The 15,943-nt window shown below is 61.1% G+C and carries 13 protein-coding genes; 5 read left to right on the forward strand and 8 right to left on the reverse strand.

The features are described from left to right. The first annotated feature begins 102 nt into the window (after positions 1-102). Positions 103-567, forward strand: a complete 465-nt coding sequence (locus AC56PL_RS08165; protein ID WP_497153480.1) for a hypothetical protein — start codon at positions 103-105, stop codon at positions 565-567. Positions 568-830: 263 nt separating this feature from the next. Here AC56PL_RS08165 and AC56PL_RS08170 read toward each other — a convergent pair whose 3' ends face one another. The 3 genes from AC56PL_RS08170 to AC56PL_RS08180 form a co-directional block, all read right to left on the reverse strand. Then, the gene (locus AC56PL_RS08170; RefSeq protein ID WP_497153481.1) at positions 831-1,958 is read right to left on the reverse strand and encodes a hypothetical protein; all 1,128 of its coding nucleotides are present in this window, start codon (positions 1,956-1,958) and stop codon (positions 831-833) included. A gap of 172 nt (positions 1,959-2,130) precedes the next feature. Next, positions 2,131-2,667: a hypothetical protein gene (locus AC56PL_RS08175; protein ID WP_497153482.1), complete on the reverse strand. Its 537-nt coding sequence runs from the start codon at positions 2,665-2,667 to the stop codon at positions 2,131-2,133. Further along, a complete protein-coding gene (locus tag AC56PL_RS08180) occupies positions 2,664-3,326 on the reverse strand; it encodes a hypothetical protein (protein WP_497153483.1) in 663 nt (220 codons plus the stop codon). Before AC56PL_RS08180 ends, AC56PL_RS08175 begins: the two co-directional genes overlap by 4 nt. 221 nt (positions 3,327-3,547) lie before the next feature. On the opposite strand from AC56PL_RS08180, the gene AC56PL_RS08185 reads away from it, so the two are divergent. Beyond that, on the forward strand, positions 3,548-4,204 hold the full coding sequence (locus tag AC56PL_RS08185; RefSeq protein ID WP_497153484.1) for a DUF2716 domain-containing protein: 657 nt from the start codon (positions 3,548-3,550) through the stop codon (positions 4,202-4,204). 1,133 nt (positions 4,205-5,337) lie between these two features. Here AC56PL_RS08185 and AC56PL_RS08190 read toward each other — a convergent pair. Next, a complete protein-coding gene (locus AC56PL_RS08190; protein WP_497153485.1) occupies positions 5,338-5,820 on the reverse strand; it encodes a hypothetical protein in 483 nt (160 codons plus the stop codon). 214 nt (positions 5,821-6,034) lie between these two features. Between AC56PL_RS08190 and AC56PL_RS08195 the strand changes: the two genes are divergently transcribed. Together AC56PL_RS08195 and AC56PL_RS08200 are read left to right on the forward strand one after the other, a co-directional pair. After that, positions 6,035-6,484, forward strand: coding sequence for a DUF2716 domain-containing protein (locus AC56PL_RS08195; RefSeq protein WP_497153486.1), 450 nt, complete (start codon positions 6,035-6,037; stop codon positions 6,482-6,484). A gap of 1,337 nt (positions 6,485-7,821) precedes the next feature. Beyond that, entirely contained in the window at positions 7,822-8,730 is a 909-nt protein-coding gene (locus AC56PL_RS08200) for a DUF6924 domain-containing protein (protein WP_497153487.1), read from the forward strand. Positions 8,731-9,351: 621 nt separating this feature from the next. On the opposite strand, the gene AC56PL_RS08205 is transcribed toward AC56PL_RS08200, so the two are convergent. The 3 genes from AC56PL_RS08205 to AC56PL_RS08215 form a co-directional block, all read right to left on the reverse strand. Beyond that, positions 9,352-10,464: a hypothetical protein gene (locus AC56PL_RS08205; protein WP_497153488.1), complete on the reverse strand. Its 1,113-nt coding sequence runs from the start codon at positions 10,462-10,464 to the stop codon at positions 9,352-9,354. A gap of 2,001 nt (positions 10,465-12,465) precedes the next feature. Then, on the reverse strand, positions 12,466-12,675 hold the full coding sequence (locus tag AC56PL_RS08210) for a hypothetical protein (protein WP_497153489.1): 210 nt from the start codon (positions 12,673-12,675) through the stop codon (positions 12,466-12,468). Between the two features lie 97 nt (positions 12,676-12,772). Next, on the reverse strand, positions 12,773-13,366 hold the full coding sequence (locus AC56PL_RS08215) for a hypothetical protein (protein ID WP_497153490.1): 594 nt from the start codon (positions 13,364-13,366) through the stop codon (positions 12,773-12,775). Between the two features lie 1,174 nt (positions 13,367-14,540). Here AC56PL_RS08215 and AC56PL_RS08220 point away from each other — a divergent pair. After that, entirely contained in the window at positions 14,541-14,921 is a 381-nt protein-coding gene (locus AC56PL_RS08220) for a thermonuclease family protein (RefSeq protein ID WP_496327945.1), read from the forward strand. A 619-nt stretch (positions 14,922-15,540) separates the two neighbouring features. Here the strand turns inward: AC56PL_RS08220 and AC56PL_RS08225 are convergent. After that, positions 15,541-15,846: a transposase gene (locus tag AC56PL_RS08225; RefSeq protein ID WP_497153491.1), complete on the reverse strand. Its 306-nt coding sequence runs from the start codon at positions 15,844-15,846 to the stop codon at positions 15,541-15,543. Between the last annotated feature and the right edge of the window lie 97 nt (positions 15,847-15,943).

The following is a 15,943-nucleotide window of genomic DNA, read 5'->3' on the forward strand; positions in this document are numbered from 1 at the left end:
CCAACCTGAGCCTATGGTGCACCCGGAGGCGGTGCCAGACGCCCGCGTAGCGGCACGCGCGCTCCATCGACCGTCGGGGCAACATCGTGGCAGGATGCGCCTATGGAGGACCACGACCGTGAGCGCCTGGGGGTGACGCCCCTTCGGGTGTGGCAGGTGGCGCACGTGGCGGCGACCGTCACGGTTCCGTGGCTGCTGGCTGGTTACTACTGGGGATCGCAGCCGCCAACGATTACGGGAGAAGCCGACCTTGTTGCGGACTTCCACACGATGGCGGCGACTGCCGCAGGTGTACTGCTGTTGAGTACGGTGCGGCTGCGCCTTTCCGGGCGCAGTGTCGCCGCGACCGTCCCTTTTGCGGTCATGTGGGTGATCGCACTCGCTTACTCTGTATCCCAGATCTTCGAATACGGCGACCAATTCCAGTGTGAGGCCGAGCTGTGCATGCCCGGGTTCGGACTTTTCCTCACTGCCGTCCCGTTCGCGATCGCGGTCACCTTCGCCGTCCTTGGCTCGGCGGCGATCAGCGTAGCCACTCGCCGCGCCGATGTACTCGTGCGCGATTAAGAGTTAGGAACGGCCCGGTTCCTACAGCTGGGCTATCGCCGGGAATATCGATTACGTCAGCATGGACTGAAGCGTGGGGGAGTCTCCGGCGCCAACCGCGAACGCTAGCAAGACAGCGGCGATACTGACGCCGATTCTTCTGCAGATGCTCTTGACCGTCATGTCGTAACTCCATTCGGTTGTTGAATTTCGTGACTTGCGAACTGATCTCGCTGGTGGCACCCGGCTGCTTGTGCGTGAAATCCAATGGGCCTTGGGGCGGTTCAGCGTCGGTTGTAGGTCCATGTCAGCGTGTTGTTGGGGAACTCGGGTTTGTAGCCCAGGAAGGGTTGGCGGTCGTCTAGTGCGTCTGCGAGGTCGCCGAGGAAGTGGGAGATGCTCTTCCATGTGGTGGCGTCGTCGTCGGCGTCGACTTTGTCGAACGTGAGGATGATGCCGTGGCGCGGTCCGGGGCGTGTGTCGCAGACGAGCGAGTAGCCGTCGCGTTCGCCGATGGGTATGTACTCGGGGATGAAGGTGTAGGCGGGTTCGCCGGCAGTGGAGGGGTAGTCAATGTCGTTGGGGCTCATCACCGCCAGTGAGGTGTTCCGGCTGTGTAGTGACTGTTCTGCGGTCAGGAGGTCGTAGCTAGGGAACAGGGTGGTCCATCGATCGTCGGGGTAGCCGCTGAGGGTCGTGAACCACTGGGTGAGTTCTTGCGGCCAGTTTTGACCGGTGCTCGCAGCGATGTCTTGGACGTGTCCGGGGTTCTGGCGTCGAGGATTGGGGGAAGAGTCCAGGGGCGTTGCTGCACCGGCACGTTGCAGAATGCCAGTGATGCGCCACCAGTGCGTTTCGACGTCGACGCCTGATCTGTGGGCCTTCCGGGATCGGCGGGGTTTGGGTTGATGTTTGATGCGGTCCAGGTCCGCGGGGCCGTCGATGGGCCATATGTCGATGTGGACATCCACGCTGGGCGGTTGGGTCACGCGGCGTTTGCTGACACGGACCATGTTCCAGCCGGCGGGGATCGTGGTGAGGACGTCGCGTAGGTCGTCGGTGAAGTTGATGTCGAGGAGGTTGTGGGCTTCTATGGCATCTGGCTCGAACTCGGCGCCGGCTTCTTCGATGCTGTCCCAGCTGTCGAGGTCGAGGGGTGGTGCGGTCTGATGGGTTGTGACCTCGATGTCGACCTCATCGGGCTCTTCCCCGATCACGACCACCAGGTAGCGCGTGCCTTGTTCTGGTAGTTGCTGCCAGATTGGATGATCAGGTGGGTACCCCTCATACGGTGTGGTGTCTCGTTTCGAGGCCCCTCCGACCGTCAGCAGCTGTCCGGGCTGCCACCCATCAGGCAGAGCTCGCAGCGCGACGTACTGGGGTTGAGTGACGCGCATTCGTTTTATAGCCACAGGTGTTGGTGTCCTCTCTCTAGGGTGCGTGTACAAGGAATCCGGCACCGTTGATTACGCGCGATCCGGTGTAACCATCCTTGCAGTGATCCTGCGCGCATCGATCCCACGCCCGGCGGCTGATACCCGGATGCTCCGTCTTTGGTGACGAATTAATTGGTGACACAACGTTTTATGCAGAAAAATAGGGTCCTGCTTTCTGGTCGACAGTTTTAGTGTCGACGGTGAGGGTGTTGAATCGGATGTCGTGTTCATCGGGGATGTCGCCGGCGGGGGTGTGGAGCGGTGATCCGCTGTAGTGGATGCTGAACCATCCGGGTTGTGCGGTGGGTGTGTGGTGTCGGCGCTGGATGATGTGTCCGGCGCGGTGGACGAGGCGGACCTGACCGTTGGGTTGTGTGCGGTAGTCCAGCCACAGGTACCGATCCCACATTAAGCATCCGTGCAGGATCGCCTGGCCAGCTGCGTGGTCGCCGGGGAGCATCGTAGAAAAGCCGTCGCCGAGGTGGGCGACCCATTCCACGGGACCGTTGTCGCTGGCTGGGCGGATGACAGCTGGGACGTGTGAGCACACTGCTGCGGGTAGTGGTTGGTTGTCGAGGATGGCGTTGCGTGAATCGACCCAGAAGGTCGTGGGCGTGAACAGGTCACCGGGTTCGGGGCGGTCAGGAAACGGCTCGAGATCTTCGAGGAGCCACAGCTGGGTCATAGCGGCTCGTCGAGCACGAGGACGACGAACAGGTCCCGGTCGATGTCGGCGGCGGGGGTGCGGGCTTCGACGTAGCTGTAGGTGGTGATCCCGACGAGGCCGAACCCTGCGTGGGGAAACGCCTGGCTCACTTGCGTGACGACGCCGGTGACAATCCCGCGCGCCTCGGCCGGCCCATTGCTGATGGTCGTGGCCGGCTCGTCGAGGTCGACGGTGATGCGGTCACCGACCTGGGGGACGGTGAGTCCGAACAGTATCGGGGGAGCCGTGATGTGAACGGTGCGCCGCGCGCGTTCTTGCTGCATGCGGAAGTCCGCGACTTGCTGAGCGGTCGGCGCGACGAGTAGCAGGTTGGTCAGCGTGAGAACGGCACCGCCGGGTTCGAATAACCCTTCGGGGGTCAGGAATGGCTCAGGGAACTTCTCGACCCGCTCAGCCGGGACGAAAGTTTCTCCGGAGGTTGGGTCGGCCGGCGATCGGAGATAGATCTGGTCGAGCCTGTCGATGGTCGCCGTTACCTCGACACCGGGCGCCCCGTCGCCGTGCCAGGACAGCCAGATCCCGACAGGCCGCTCGAAGGGGTCGCCATAGCTCGGATCCCATCGCGCCTGGCCGCCGTGAACAACGACAAGGTCTCGCTTGCGGTCCCAATCTGTCACGCGGACAGGAGATTGGTCAGGTGTGGTGGGGTGGGCGAGCAGGGTGCCAGATATTGCGGCGCCCACCTCGGGTGGTGTGCGGCAGCATCCGTACTCGAACGGGGCTACTCGAACGGTCAGCGAGGGCGGCGGGGGCAGTGTCACGAATCCACCGGGAGATCGACGATCCGCAGCGCGAAGGCAGCGGGTCCCAGTGCACCTGAACAACGACTGTACGTCCGGTGGCCACGGCCGTCCAGCGTGGGCGCGCAAATACTTGTGCGGGCAGTCTTTCCATGTCTTCATCAACCGCCCGCGTACGTGTCCGCGACTGCTGCGGGTGCGCCATGATGACGGGCATGATGCGTGCGACCTTGGACTTCGGCAATCCGCTTCCAGCAGGATGGAGTGTGCTCTCCGATGCCAGCCGCGCGGAGTCGTGGGCGATGTTCGATGCCAAGTTTGGTGAGCTGAGACCGGGACTGCACTCGGAAGATTGGCCGGCGATCGTTGAACCGTCTCCGTCGATCACCTTCGATCTAAGGCGCGGCGACGGCAAGAGTATCGCGGCTCGGATCGACGCTGTGAACGCAGAAGCGTTGCGGTGCTTCGTCGAAGGGTTTGACGATGACCCGCAGTGGGTCGTCTTGGATTGGCAGCACGACGGATATAGCCTTGACGCCGCAGTGCACGCGAACACCCCTGACACAGAGTGGAGGGTGCCGGTCTTTCCCGACGGCGACTACTACACGTTCGCCAGACCTGACTTCAGCGAGGGCACGTTCGGACACCCCTGGGAGCAGACCCTGTGCGTGTTCGGACCGCAACTGGTGCAGACTCTGGGACGCACCCTAGCGACCTGGCTGCCGGTACAACGAATCAACGGTCAACCGGTATAGAAGTCAGTCGAGCGTCGGGTCCGAGGGATTCGGAGTCGTCGAGCGTAGGCAAGATCGGAGATGCGCGAAAGGCGTAGTGAGACGAGTACTTTCATCTGTATGAACTCGTCCTAGTCCTACGCCGAAAAGATACCTTACGTCGTCGCCCGGGAAATAGAGTTCCCGTCCCGTTGGGACTGCCTCGAAGACGTTTGACGTCGGTTGCAGATGTGCTCGTTGCCTCAGCTGTCGGTGGTGGTTCGACGAATCGTGATTGTCGCTCGGCGTGCGCCAGAGTACGAGCGGGTGTACTTGGTTGCTTTCTCGGTCTCACGAACCTGTCGAGGGCTGATTTGGAGGCGGGTCGGTGACCAGTGTCCGTCATGTGGCGGACCTCGGCCTTTCGGCACACGGGCAACTTTGCCCGTGAGAAATCCGTTCAGTGGCGTGATGGGCGCGGAGGGGGCTCGATTCGTGCTCAGTGGCGCCGGCAGTCGGGTCACGGCGCTCAAGGTTTGTCGTTCACCAGATCGGTTATGGCGGCGGCAATTTCCCACTTGTGTCCGGCCCAGGAGGCGTATTCGCCCCGAGGTATGGCCGCTCGCTGAATCGCAAATCTGGTCGCCGAGGCAGGGCTGACTGCTGAATCTCCTGCGTACCCACTGCGTACCGGCTGAACAGCCTTTACTTTAGCCAGCCTAAGCACGGCTGTGACCTGCGGTTTTGTGCCCCCGGTCAGACTCGAACTGACACTGGACGGGTTTTGAACCTGCGGTCGTGGATGTTTGCAGATCGTTGGCATTGTTGACGGTCTACGAATTACGCAGTGGGGGAGAGGTATTCGAGTTTGTGGCGTTGGGTCAGTATGGAGGGTTCCGGTGCCGCTGCGTACCCTCTGCGTACCGGACAGGATCAGTTGACTAACTCGATCAGCCGACAAGCCGATACTCGAGTACGCCGGTTCACCGGCAGTGGCCGGGCTTCGAGGCGCGATGTCTATCGTTCTTCCCTCATCTACCGGGGACACGCCAGTGGGGTCGTATCGACGAGGATTCGCGGAACGGCGTAACGCCACCCAAGGGCCGTCAGGACACCCATCAGGAGCCCAAGTGCCGCCTACTGAAGCAAGAACCGCAATGCGGTCGGCACCTTCATCAGTGAAAGCTCAAGGTCTCGAACCCGGCCTCGAAGCCCCATGTGTGGAGATCGCTGCGTAGACGGGTCGGGTACATCGTCTTCGGATGTAGAGCGCCCACCCATTTGTCCCTGAAGACGGTGGCGACAAAGACATAGTGGTCGAGCTGGATCGAGGACCCTGCAAAGATTGTTCCATCAATAATTAGGGGCGCGGCAAGCATCCGCGCGGCATCGACGGACGTCTGCGTCGTGTTGGCAGCGGACTCGATTTCGGGGGGCGTTGGCACACCGGGGAAGCTCGAGGCGGCCGCAATTTGAAGCATCATCCCCGGCGACGATGAGAAGTAGTCGAGGTTGTGCATGGTGTGCGGCTGTACCCGACACGATGTGGTGATCCACGCCCGCCCCAGCGAGTCAGCACTCCAGTAGACGGCGTTTTCCTGACCGCCGGCCTGATGAACGTCGCCGAACTCGATCGTTTCGTCCTCTACAAACCACACACTGACATCCTTACTGTCGAGTGTCTGAGTTCATCACATGATTCGCTGAGGGGGACGCCGAGCGGGGCACCCACGCTATGACGTCTGTGCCCGCAACCGCTGCGGGGTTGCGACATGATGACGGGCATGATGCGCGAAACCTTGGGACTTTGGCAATCCGCTTCCAGCTGGGTGGAGTGTGCTCTCTGATGCTGATCGTGCGGAATCGTGGGCGATGTTCGCTGCTAAATTTGGCGAACTGAGGCCGGGAATGGACTCGAAGGATTGGCCCGCGATAGTTGAGCCGTCTCCATCGGTGACATTTGATTTGGGGCGCAGTGGGAAGAGCGTTGCGGCTCGGATCGACGCTGTGAACGCAGAGGCGTTGCGGTGTTTCGTCGAAGAGTTTGAGGATGATCCGCGGTGGGTGGTCTTGGATTGGCGGCACGACGGATATCGCCTTGACGCCGCAGTGCACGCGAGCACCCGTGACACAGAGTGGAGGGTGCCGGTCTTTCCCAATGGCGACTACTACACGTTCGCCAGGCTCGATTTCAGCGAGGGCACGCTCGGCCATCCCTGGGAGGGGACGTTGTGTGTGTTCGGACCGCGTCTGGTCGAGACTTTGGGACGTACGTTGTCGACATGGTTGCCCACGAAGCGGATCAACGGCCAATCGGTCTAGATGCCAGGGTCGAGTTTCGAGACCACATGACTGGGAGTCCCCCGGTGAACCGCGGACGACGACGAAAAATTCGCCACTCATGACGAAAAGCATTGTGGCGCAACATATTTACTGCCGATAAGATACCTTCCATCGCCCGGAAGCTAGGATTCCCGTCCCGTCGGGAACTGCCTTGAATCCGTGCGAAGTCGGATTCAGGTGTGCTGGTTGCCTCAGTTGCATCCTGTGGTGGTTCGCCGAATGGTGATCGTTGCTCTGCGTACGCCAGAGGATCGGGCGGCTGGTGTCGGGTGTACTTGGTTGCCTCCTCGGTCTCGCGGAGCTGTCGAAGGCTGAATTGGAGGGGTCAGTGTTCAGTCTCCGTCGTGTGGACGAACCTCGGTTTTCGGTACACGGGCAACTTTGCCCGTGAGAAATCCGTTCAGTCGGCGCGATGAGCTCGGAGAGGGGCTCGATCCGTGCTGAGTGGCGTCGGCAGTCGGGGTCACGGCCCTCAAGGTTTGTCGCTCACCAGATCAGTTACAGCGGTGGCGATTTCCCGGCCGTATCCGCTCCAAAGGGTGTACACGTCCCGAGGCAAGGCCGCTCGCTGAATCGCAAATCTGGCCGCGGCGGACGGCCCGTCTGCTAGATCTCCTGCGTACCCACTGCGTACCGGCTGCACAGCCTTTACTTTAGCCATCCTAAGCACTGCTGTAACCTGCGGTTTTGTGCCCCCGGTCAGACTCGAACTGACACTGGACGGGTTTTGAACCTGCGGTCGTGGATGTTTGCAGATCGTTGACATTGCGGATGGTTTATGAATGATGCAGTGGGAGAGCGATATTCGTGTTTGTCGCGTTGAACCACTGTGGGCGGTTTCGGTGCTGCTGCGTACCCTCTGCGTACCGGGCAGGATCAGTCGACTAACTCCATTAGTCGGCACGCCGATACCCGACCACGCCCGTTCGTCGGCAGAAGCCGGGCTCCGAGGCGATGCCTATCGTTCTCGCAATTCTCGGCAGTGGGGTGGCAAGGACTCTAAAGCCGGTAATGCATCTACTGGGGACACGCCACCGGGAGCAAGCTGCGTACCCGCACGTGACTAATCGTGCTGACATTGCAGAGCCAAGGCGTTTGTCCCGACCGCCTACGAGCCGAAACTGAGTGGTCGACGACGCAACATCCGTACACGCTGCGAACGTTCGCCACCGAGCCTGGTCCTGTGCGCCACCCCCGTCGCATACGGGTGCTCGCACCCCCTCAACCGCGAGCACCGGGACCAGGCTTTCCTGTCTTCCGCGCTTTGTGCCAATTCTGCATTGCCGCCCAACGGCTGTGGCCTATACCGTCGAGAAATGAAACGTCAACGCGCCGAACTCGAACGCGAACGACTCGCTGCCAAGGAGGCCGAGGAGACCGCCGCGCTAGGCACTGGCCGCAGACTCCGCGACTACCTCGGCACGTACGCGTCGCTGTTGGTCCGCACCGACTTCACCGACGACGCTGCCTGGCGCGCGACAGCGTTAGCGGCCGTGGCCCCGCAACCCGACGACCTCGACGCCGCCACCGAGTTTCGAGCCAATCTGACATGTATCGACCACCCTGACAACGACGGCCTGACCCTGCCCAAGCTTCTCGAGTTGATCGGCTCCGGCCCGCCCCACTACGTGTTCCTGGTAGACCACGAAACCATCGTCAATCCCGAACACCCCATCGTCGCCGTCGACACCAGTCCAGAGGAATGGGCCGAGGACACCACCCACGTACGTGGGCAAACGATCCGGGTCATTCCCGAACAGATGTGGTCGATCGAAAACAACCTGTCCATCAGCAATGCGGGTTTCGATGACTTCGTCCGGGGCACCGATCCCGACGGGGTGTACCGCGGTTTACCCAAACCCAGGCCGCCGGCCCGCATCCTGACTACAGCTGAACTCATCGACGCCGTCGCACAGAACACGTCCACCGAAGCCCTGGCCCGCCTGCACCACACAGTGCAAGAGCTCGATGCGAATCTCACCTGGTCTCTAGGCCGGGTGAGAGACTTGACTCAACACCACAAGAACATCAGCGAATATGATGCCGGCGGAGCTGACGTGATCGGCCGTCACGACTATCTGTCGGCTGCTGCGACCGCTGATTCCGCGTTGTGGTTCATACTCTTTGTGCCGCGAGGGCACTGGCAGATCCTGGTAGACGAAGACACACTCCGCCCCCTCGCCGCGATGCTGGTGCAAATGCCAGCCCCTCCACCGCAGCAGTAGCTGCGCAAGGAATTGAGCCGCTCTGTAGCGGAGTCTAACTAGTTCGGGCGCGGCGCAAATAGACGCGCCCACACCGGTGGGTAGCGTGGGGGTGGTATTTGAACCGTTCAGATGACATTCGAAGTGGTGAAACTACGTGTGAAATGCGCAAATGTGGTGCCCCCCAGTCAGACTCTAACTGACACTGGGTGGGTTTTGGACCGGCGGTCGTGGATGTTTGCAGAGCGTTGGCGTTGTGGGCGATTTGCGAATGATGCAGTGGGGGAGTGGTATTCATGTTCGCCCGTTGGACGAGTGTGGGTGGTTTCGCTGCTGCTGCGTGCCCTCTGCGTAACGGGCAGGATCAGTCGACCAACTCGATTAGTCGGCAGGCCAATTCCCGATTTGCCCTCTTGCCCTGGCGAGCAGGGCAACCCAGCTGATTTTTGTAGCTGCGGAGGCATCTCCGGCGCCCACCGCGAACGTCTACGCGACGGCGGCGATACTGACGCTGATTCTTCTGCAGATGCTCTTGCCGTCTTGTCGTAACTCCATTCGGTTGTTGAATTTCGTGACTTGCGAACTGATCTCGCTGGTGGCACCCGGCTGCTCGTGCGTGAAAACCAGTGGGCCTGGGGCTGTTCAGTGTCGGTTGTAGGTCCATGTCAGCGTGTTTTTGGGAAATTCGGGTTTGTAGCCCAGGAAGGGTTGGCGGTCCTCTAGTGCGTCTGCGAGGTCGCCGAGGAAGTGGGAGATGCTCTTCCATGTGGTGGCGTCGTCGTCGGCGTCGACTTTGTCGAACGTGAGGATGATGCCGTGGCGCGGTCCGGGGCGTGTGTCGCAGACGAGCGAGTAGCCGTCGCGTTCGCCGATGGGTATGTACTCGGGGATGAAGGTGTAGGCGGGTTCGCCGGCAGTGGAGGGGTAGTCAATGTCGTTGGGGCTCATTACCGCCAGTGAGGTGTTTCGGCTGTGTAGTGACTGTTCTGCGGTCAGGAGGTTGTAGCTAGGGAACAGGGTGGTCCATCGATCGTCGGGGTAGCCGCTGAGGGTCGTGAACCACTGGGTGAGTTCTTGCGGCCAGTTTTGACCGGTGCTCGCAGCGATGTCTTGGACGTGTCCGGGGTTCTGGCGTCGAGGATTGGGGGAAGAGTCCAGGGGCGTTGCTGCACCGGCACGTTGCAGAATGCCAGTGATGCGCCACCAGTGCGTTTCGACGTCGAAGCCTGATCTGTGGGCCTTTCGGGATCGGCGGGGTTTGGGTTGATGTTTGATGCGGTTCAGGTCCGCGGGGCCGTCGATGGGCCATATGTCGATGTGGACATCCACGATGGGCGGTTGGGTCACGCGGCGTTTGCTGACACGGACCATATTCCAACCGGCGGGGATCGTGGTGAGGACGTCGCGTAGTTCTTCGGTGAAGTCGAGACCGAGCTGGTTGTGGGCTTCGATCGTCTCTGGCTCGAACTCGGCGCCGGCTTCTTCAATGCTGTCCCAGCTGTCGAGGTCGAGGGGCGGTGCGGCCTGATGGGTTGTGACCTCGATGTCGACCTCATCGGGCTCTTCCCCGATCACGACCACCAGGTACCGTCGGCCCTGTTCAGGCAGTTGCTGCCAGATTGGATGATCAGGTGGGTACCCCTCATACGGTGTGGTGTCTCGTTTTGAGGCCCCTCCGATCGTCAGCAGCTGTCCGGGCTGCCACCCATCAGGCAGAGCCCGCAGCGCGACGTACTGGGGCTGAGTGACGCGCATTCGTTTTATAGCCACTAGGTGTTGGTGTCCTTCTTTGGTTGGCGCGTACGAGGAAGCCATCGCCGTTGATCACGCGCGATTTGGTCTAGAACCAGCCTTGCAGTGATCCTGCTCTCCGATTCTGCGTATTGCTTGTGTATTGCTGATGAGGCACACGCTGAGCCGGTCCCTCAATATTGAGGGTGGGTCGCTCAGTTTAACAATGCCAGTATCGCTTATACCGCAGAAGGATTGGGGAACGTGCGAGCCACACTATTGCCTGTACCACCCCGTCATGAATCCAGTTCGTTAGGCTGGTACGACTCGCTGCGTGGAATGCGCGTGGGGCGGAAGGACAGGCGCATGGTGACCGAGCGAGGACCTTTTCCCCGGAAGGTGTTGAAACATGTCGCGGCGGTTTTATGTGGCGTTGCTGCGTTAGCTTCTATCGTCGGGTGTTCGGAAGATGTTGATCCACCACCTCAGACGACGCCAGTAGCATTAGCGCCGCCTGCGTGTACAGGCAATCCAGCGCCCGTACATGTCCTGGTACCGAGGAGTTTTGTTCCTGTCGAGGCCCTCGTGTGCGCAGATGCGAAGAATGGACCGCCCCGGCACGCGTCCGGGCCCTACACCGAAACGCGGTACCGCGGCGACTTCACAGCCGCACTCAAGGCATTCGCCGGACGGGACCAGCGTCCCGACGATTCGTGCACAGCTGCAGCCAGGCGCGGGCCCGAAGTGTGGTTGATCAATGTCGACGGGCTTGGCCTGGTCCCACGCGAACCTCTGGACAGATGCGGTGTGAGCACCATCAAAGGGCTGCAAGAGCTTCGCCAACTTACTGTCGCCTCTACGGAAAACGTCACGCAGCTCGTGCCATAAGGCCCGTCGATGAGTACCCGGATGGGAATCTGATTGTCAGGCGGCCTCAGCATGCCATCAACTCTCGCGGACTCCCGCACATTTCGTCATCGGTGACGAAATATGTTGTGCGGCAAATGGGTACGCCGATAAGATACCCCACGGCGCCCCGGAAGCTAGAGTTCCCGTCCCGTCGGCACTGCGTTGAATCCGGTCGAAGTCGGATTCTGATGTGCTTGTTGCCTCAGTTGCATCCTGTGGTGGTTCGCCGAATGGTGATCGTTGCTCCGCGTGAGCCAGGGGATCGGCCGGCTGGTGTTGGGTGTACTTGGCTGGCGTCTCGGTGTGGCGGACCTGGCGCCGGTTGATTGGAGGCGGGGTCGGTGACCAGTGTCTGTCATGTGGCGGACCTCGGTTTTCGGCACACGGGCAACTTTGCCCGTGAGAAATCCGTTCGGTGTCGTGATGGGCGCGGAGCGGGGCTCGGTCCGTGCTGAGTGGCGTCGGCAGTCGGGTCACGGCGCTCAAGGTTTGTCGCTCACCAGATCGGTTGCGGCGGCGTCATTTCCCGGCCGTATCCGGCCCAGGAGGCGTATTCGCCCCGAGGTATGGCCGCTCGCTGAATCGCAAATCTGGCCGCCGAGGCAGGGCTGACTGCTGAATCTCCTGCGTACCCACTGCGTACCGGCTGTATAGCTTTTATCTTAGCCAGACTAAGCACTGCTGTGACCTGCGGTTTTGTGCCCCCGGTCAGACTCGAACTGACACTGGACGGGTTTTGAACCTGCGGTCGTGGATGTTTGCAGATCGCTGGCGGTGTTGACTGTTTGCGAATGATGCAGTGGGGGAGCGGTATTCGTGTTTGCGATGTTGAGCCAGTGTGGGAGGTTTCGGTGCTGCTGCGTACCCTCTGCGTACCGGGCTGCATTTTCAATGAGGCAGAATCGGCCGTGAGGGCGTCGCTCTGGCAGGGCAGGTCTTGCCGGTCTGCAACCCTACTGGTAACCCTGCATATTCCATCGCTGCATATTCAGGTTGCATCGCACCGCGAAGCATTGAGAGTGTTGTCGTGTGGAAGCTGTCGCGTCAAAAGAGAAGAACCAACCGGCGCCGCCGCATGTGGTTTTCGATGACCTCGTCAGCCCAGATCGGCAACCTTCACGCCTTTGGCTTCACCTTCTGGACGATGAGATTGCGCCGAGTGTCCTCGAGTCGGATCGACCCACGCGTGTGGTGTGGTCGTCGTTGTGGACGAAGCGACCGGACGCTCAGGTCGTCTTGGAGCTGAGCGGCGGGCGCGGTGGTACCGATCTGCGGTGGACGCTGCTCACCGAGCAGCCCTCCCCGGATGATCGTCAGCTCCGTCATCTATGTCAGCGCATCGGCACACTGATCAACGCAAATCTGCGATACACCTACGGCCAGTGAGCGGGGTTTGGTCGGTGAAGCGTCGGGCACCGGCGGGTCAGTCGTAGAACGGTTGGCGGCCGTGACGGTCTGCGGCTACAACATCGATGTCGTCGCGGGTGGTGAGAGCGCGGATGGTGGCCGCGTCGGCTCCGATCCCGGCCCAGTGTGGATCGGTGTCACTGGTTAAGCACCAGGCGTGGTCGGCGGGCCATACGAAGGCCGGCGGGTTGTGAAGTAGCGCAGGAGTCTCAGACGTCCAAGGTTTTTCCCACTCCTTGATGTCGGACAGTGTGCCGGTATACAGGTGGTAGTCGCGGTTGGGGATGTGCATTCGGGGTCCACCCGGTAGGGGAGACACGACACCTGAGTAGCCTGCCCAGATCGCGAAGTAGCACGCGTCGGAGCTGCGCGTCGCCGCAGCGAGGGCTTTGCACGCCCTTGCGACGATGGCGTGTTCGTATCCTGCATAGACGGTCTGTGTGAGGTCTTCGCTGGGATAACTCTGGCGAGGATGGTCTGGATCCGGCACGAAACGAACCCGCGCATACGCCTCGAACCCGGGAGGGCCGAACAGCGCAAGTGACGTCCACGCGTCATGACTTCGCGTGATCCAGTCCGCGGGCGACATATCGGCACAAAAACGCAGCATGTCACGACTATGCGCCGGACCAGGGCGCCGCGCCATCCCTTGTTGAGTGGGTTACTTGATAACCCTGCGTATTCGATTGCTGCATCTAGCAGTTGATTTGCGGCGTCTACGCACGCAGGAGGACGGGACGAACGCCGATGCAGCTGGTGGGTGGAGGTGTAGGGCGCGGCCCGGAGTAAGTGCCAGGCCGCTGTGTTCATCAAGAACGCTACGTGGCGACCATCGGGGAATCCCGGACATTCGGGTTGCACATGATGCCGACCGTGGCTGGCGAGGCCCGGCGCCGTTGTCGTGTGGGGGTGACGGCTACCCGATCTGTTCCGACGTGGTTTGATCTCTCGCCGGGTAGGCGTGCCAGGGCTGCGCAGCGTGATCGGTGTGCTGCCGGTCGACAGAGCGATGAGAAGGGTCTGCACTTTCTCCGAACGCGTCCACGTAAGAATGCTTTCGGGGCGATCGACGCAGCGAAGAGCGTTGACGAGTGTGGCGAACTCCTCGGGAGCGTCCGGCCTGACGAATCCGGCGTCAAGACCCCAGTTCAGCAGGTCGCCGCAATGTGGAGCCGCAGTCGTCCTGGTAAGTCAATTGACACCTGTAGGGCTTCGCGGCCATGCGCAAAACCATTGCACAGCAAATGTAGCTCAGGGCTTTTGCCACGTGGGCGAATGATCCTCCCGGTGATGCATCGGATGCAATATGCAGTGTTTTGGTTGACGTAAGGAACGGCCATCGGGGGAGTGAGGCCAGCTTGTAGCCGCGGATGAGGGTTTTCGGATCGAGGACGGCGATCTAAAAAAGCGCCGTCGCCATGGGTTACAGTGCGGCGCACGACTATTGCTTAGTGTCCCCAATAATGGGGACACCCATTCTCGACGATAGGGATTCTCGGGTTAACGCTGCTAAGATTGACTAAGCATTCAGGTGTGGGTGGTTCTAGCTATTGCACACTGTGGTTGGGGTTCCTGGATTTGTAGGGAAGAACATGGGCACAAAGCGCGTTTTGGTGCTTCTAACAGTTGGCTTTCTGGTAAGCGGATGCACCTCGTCGAGTCAAGGTGAGCCGCCGCGGCAGCCGGCATCACCGGCGGCGTCCCCGTCGGCGTCGGGTGAGTGGGCTCGCATAGACCCAGACGCGCTGACTGTCTCGAAAGTGCTTTCAGGGGATACGTTGCGTGTGACTGTCGACGGTGACGACGTTGAGGTTGCGATCATCGGTATAAAGGCGCCCCGCGTCGATGCGGTCGATGCGGTCGAGCAGTGTCTCGGGAGGCTGTCGACTGCGCATCTTCGGGACAAGGAGGCAGGCGGCGGAGTTCGCCTCTTCTTCGACCCAAGTCAATCGCGGACGGACGACAAAGGCAGGCGGTTTGCACACGTGCGGCTCCTGGCCACGGGCTCGCAGGCCGGGGCGGAACAGTTGCGCGCAGGCTACGCCGAAACGATTCATCGCGGCGACTACCACAAACAGGAACTCAACTACGTCAGCGACGAAAACGAAGCGAAACAGAGCCACGTAGGGATGTGGGACGAGCGCCTATGCAGATCCCCCGGCTGACCTGGGCACGCCACAGGGATCTCGGCAGCAAATTGAGTGCGCAGTGCGATTACGTCGCCAGCCCGCGAAACCTGTTGATATGCAATCTGGTTCGCGTGCCGACAAGAGATATCACGTCGCCTCGGAATTAGAGAACTCACATCCCGTCAGCGCCGCCTTGAATCCGTTCGCCTCCGGTTTCGTATGTGCTTGTTGCCTCAGTCGCATTCTGTCGCGGTTCGCCGAATGGTGATCGGTGCTCCGCTTACGCTAGGGGATCGGGCGGCTGGCGTCGGCTGTGCGTGATTGCCTTCTTGGTCTCACGGACCTGTCGAGGGCTGATTTGGAGGCGGGTCGGTGACCGGGGTCCGTCATGTGGCCAACCTCGGCTTTTCGGCACAGGACAACTCTGCCCGTGAGAAATCCGTTCAGTGGCGTGATGGGCGCGGAGCGGGGGGCTCGATTCGTGCTGAGTGGCGTCGGCAGTCCGGTCACGGCGCTCAAGGTTTGTCGCTCACCAGATCGGTTACGGCGGCGGCAATTTCGTTGGGCCGAACTCCCGACACTGACACGCCCAGCAGGGTGGCCATGCGGCTGATTGCTGTGGTGGCGCACTCCGCGGCCATCAACGCGTATTTCTCTACCGTTGATGGTTCGCCGCGAAGTACGCCGACGCTTTTTTCAAGAAAGCGATGTCTTTCTCCTGCTCGGCGACCTGCCGGCGCAACCGGGCCAGCTCGTCACGCTCCGCAGCCGTCAACGGCTGTTGATCGCTCTGACCGGCGGCATCAAGGCGCCGGCGTTCATCAGCGACCCAGCGGCCGAGCAAGCCTTCGTTGAGGCCGAGGTCGCGGGCGACCTCGGCGATGGATCGACCAGAATCGATCACTCGATGCGCTGCATCGACCTTGTACTCGGTCGTGAATGACCGACGCTTCCGCGACATGTGAACATCCTCCCAGCGGAACCGGTGATCCCGCTATCTCGGTGTCCACTACCTGGGGGGCCTCATTGAGCGATAACCACATCAGGCGTTGCGCGGT

This window comes from Williamsia sp. Y721 (assembly GCF_059683565.1).

Coding starts and splice junctions, on each gene's coding strand:
- AC56PL_RS08165 (WP_497153480.1), top strand. CDS start 103: ATGGAGGACCACGACCGTGAGCGCCTGGGGGTGACGCCCCTTCGGGTG.
- AC56PL_RS08175 (WP_497153482.1), bottom strand. CDS start 2,667: ATGACCCAGCTGTGGCTCCTCGAAGATCTCGAGCCGTTTCCTGACCGC.
- AC56PL_RS08195 (WP_497153486.1), top strand. CDS start 6,035: ATGTTCGCTGCTAAATTTGGCGAACTGAGGCCGGGAATGGACTCGAAG.
- AC56PL_RS08200 (WP_497153487.1), top strand. CDS start 7,822: ATGAAACGTCAACGCGCCGAACTCGAACGCGAACGACTCGCTGCCAAG.
- AC56PL_RS08205 (WP_497153488.1), bottom strand. CDS start 10,464: ATGCGCGTCACTCAGCCCCAGTACGTCGCGCTGCGGGCTCTGCCTGAT.
- AC56PL_RS08210 (WP_497153489.1), bottom strand. CDS start 12,675: ATGACGGAGCTGACGATCATCCGGGGAGGGCTGCTCGGTGAGCAGCGT.
- AC56PL_RS08215 (WP_497153490.1), bottom strand. CDS start 13,366: ATGCTGCGTTTTTGTGCCGATATGTCGCCCGCGGACTGGATCACGCGA.
- AC56PL_RS08225 (WP_497153491.1), bottom strand. CDS start 15,846: ATGTCGCGGAAGCGTCGGTCATTCACGACCGAGTACAAGGTCGATGCA.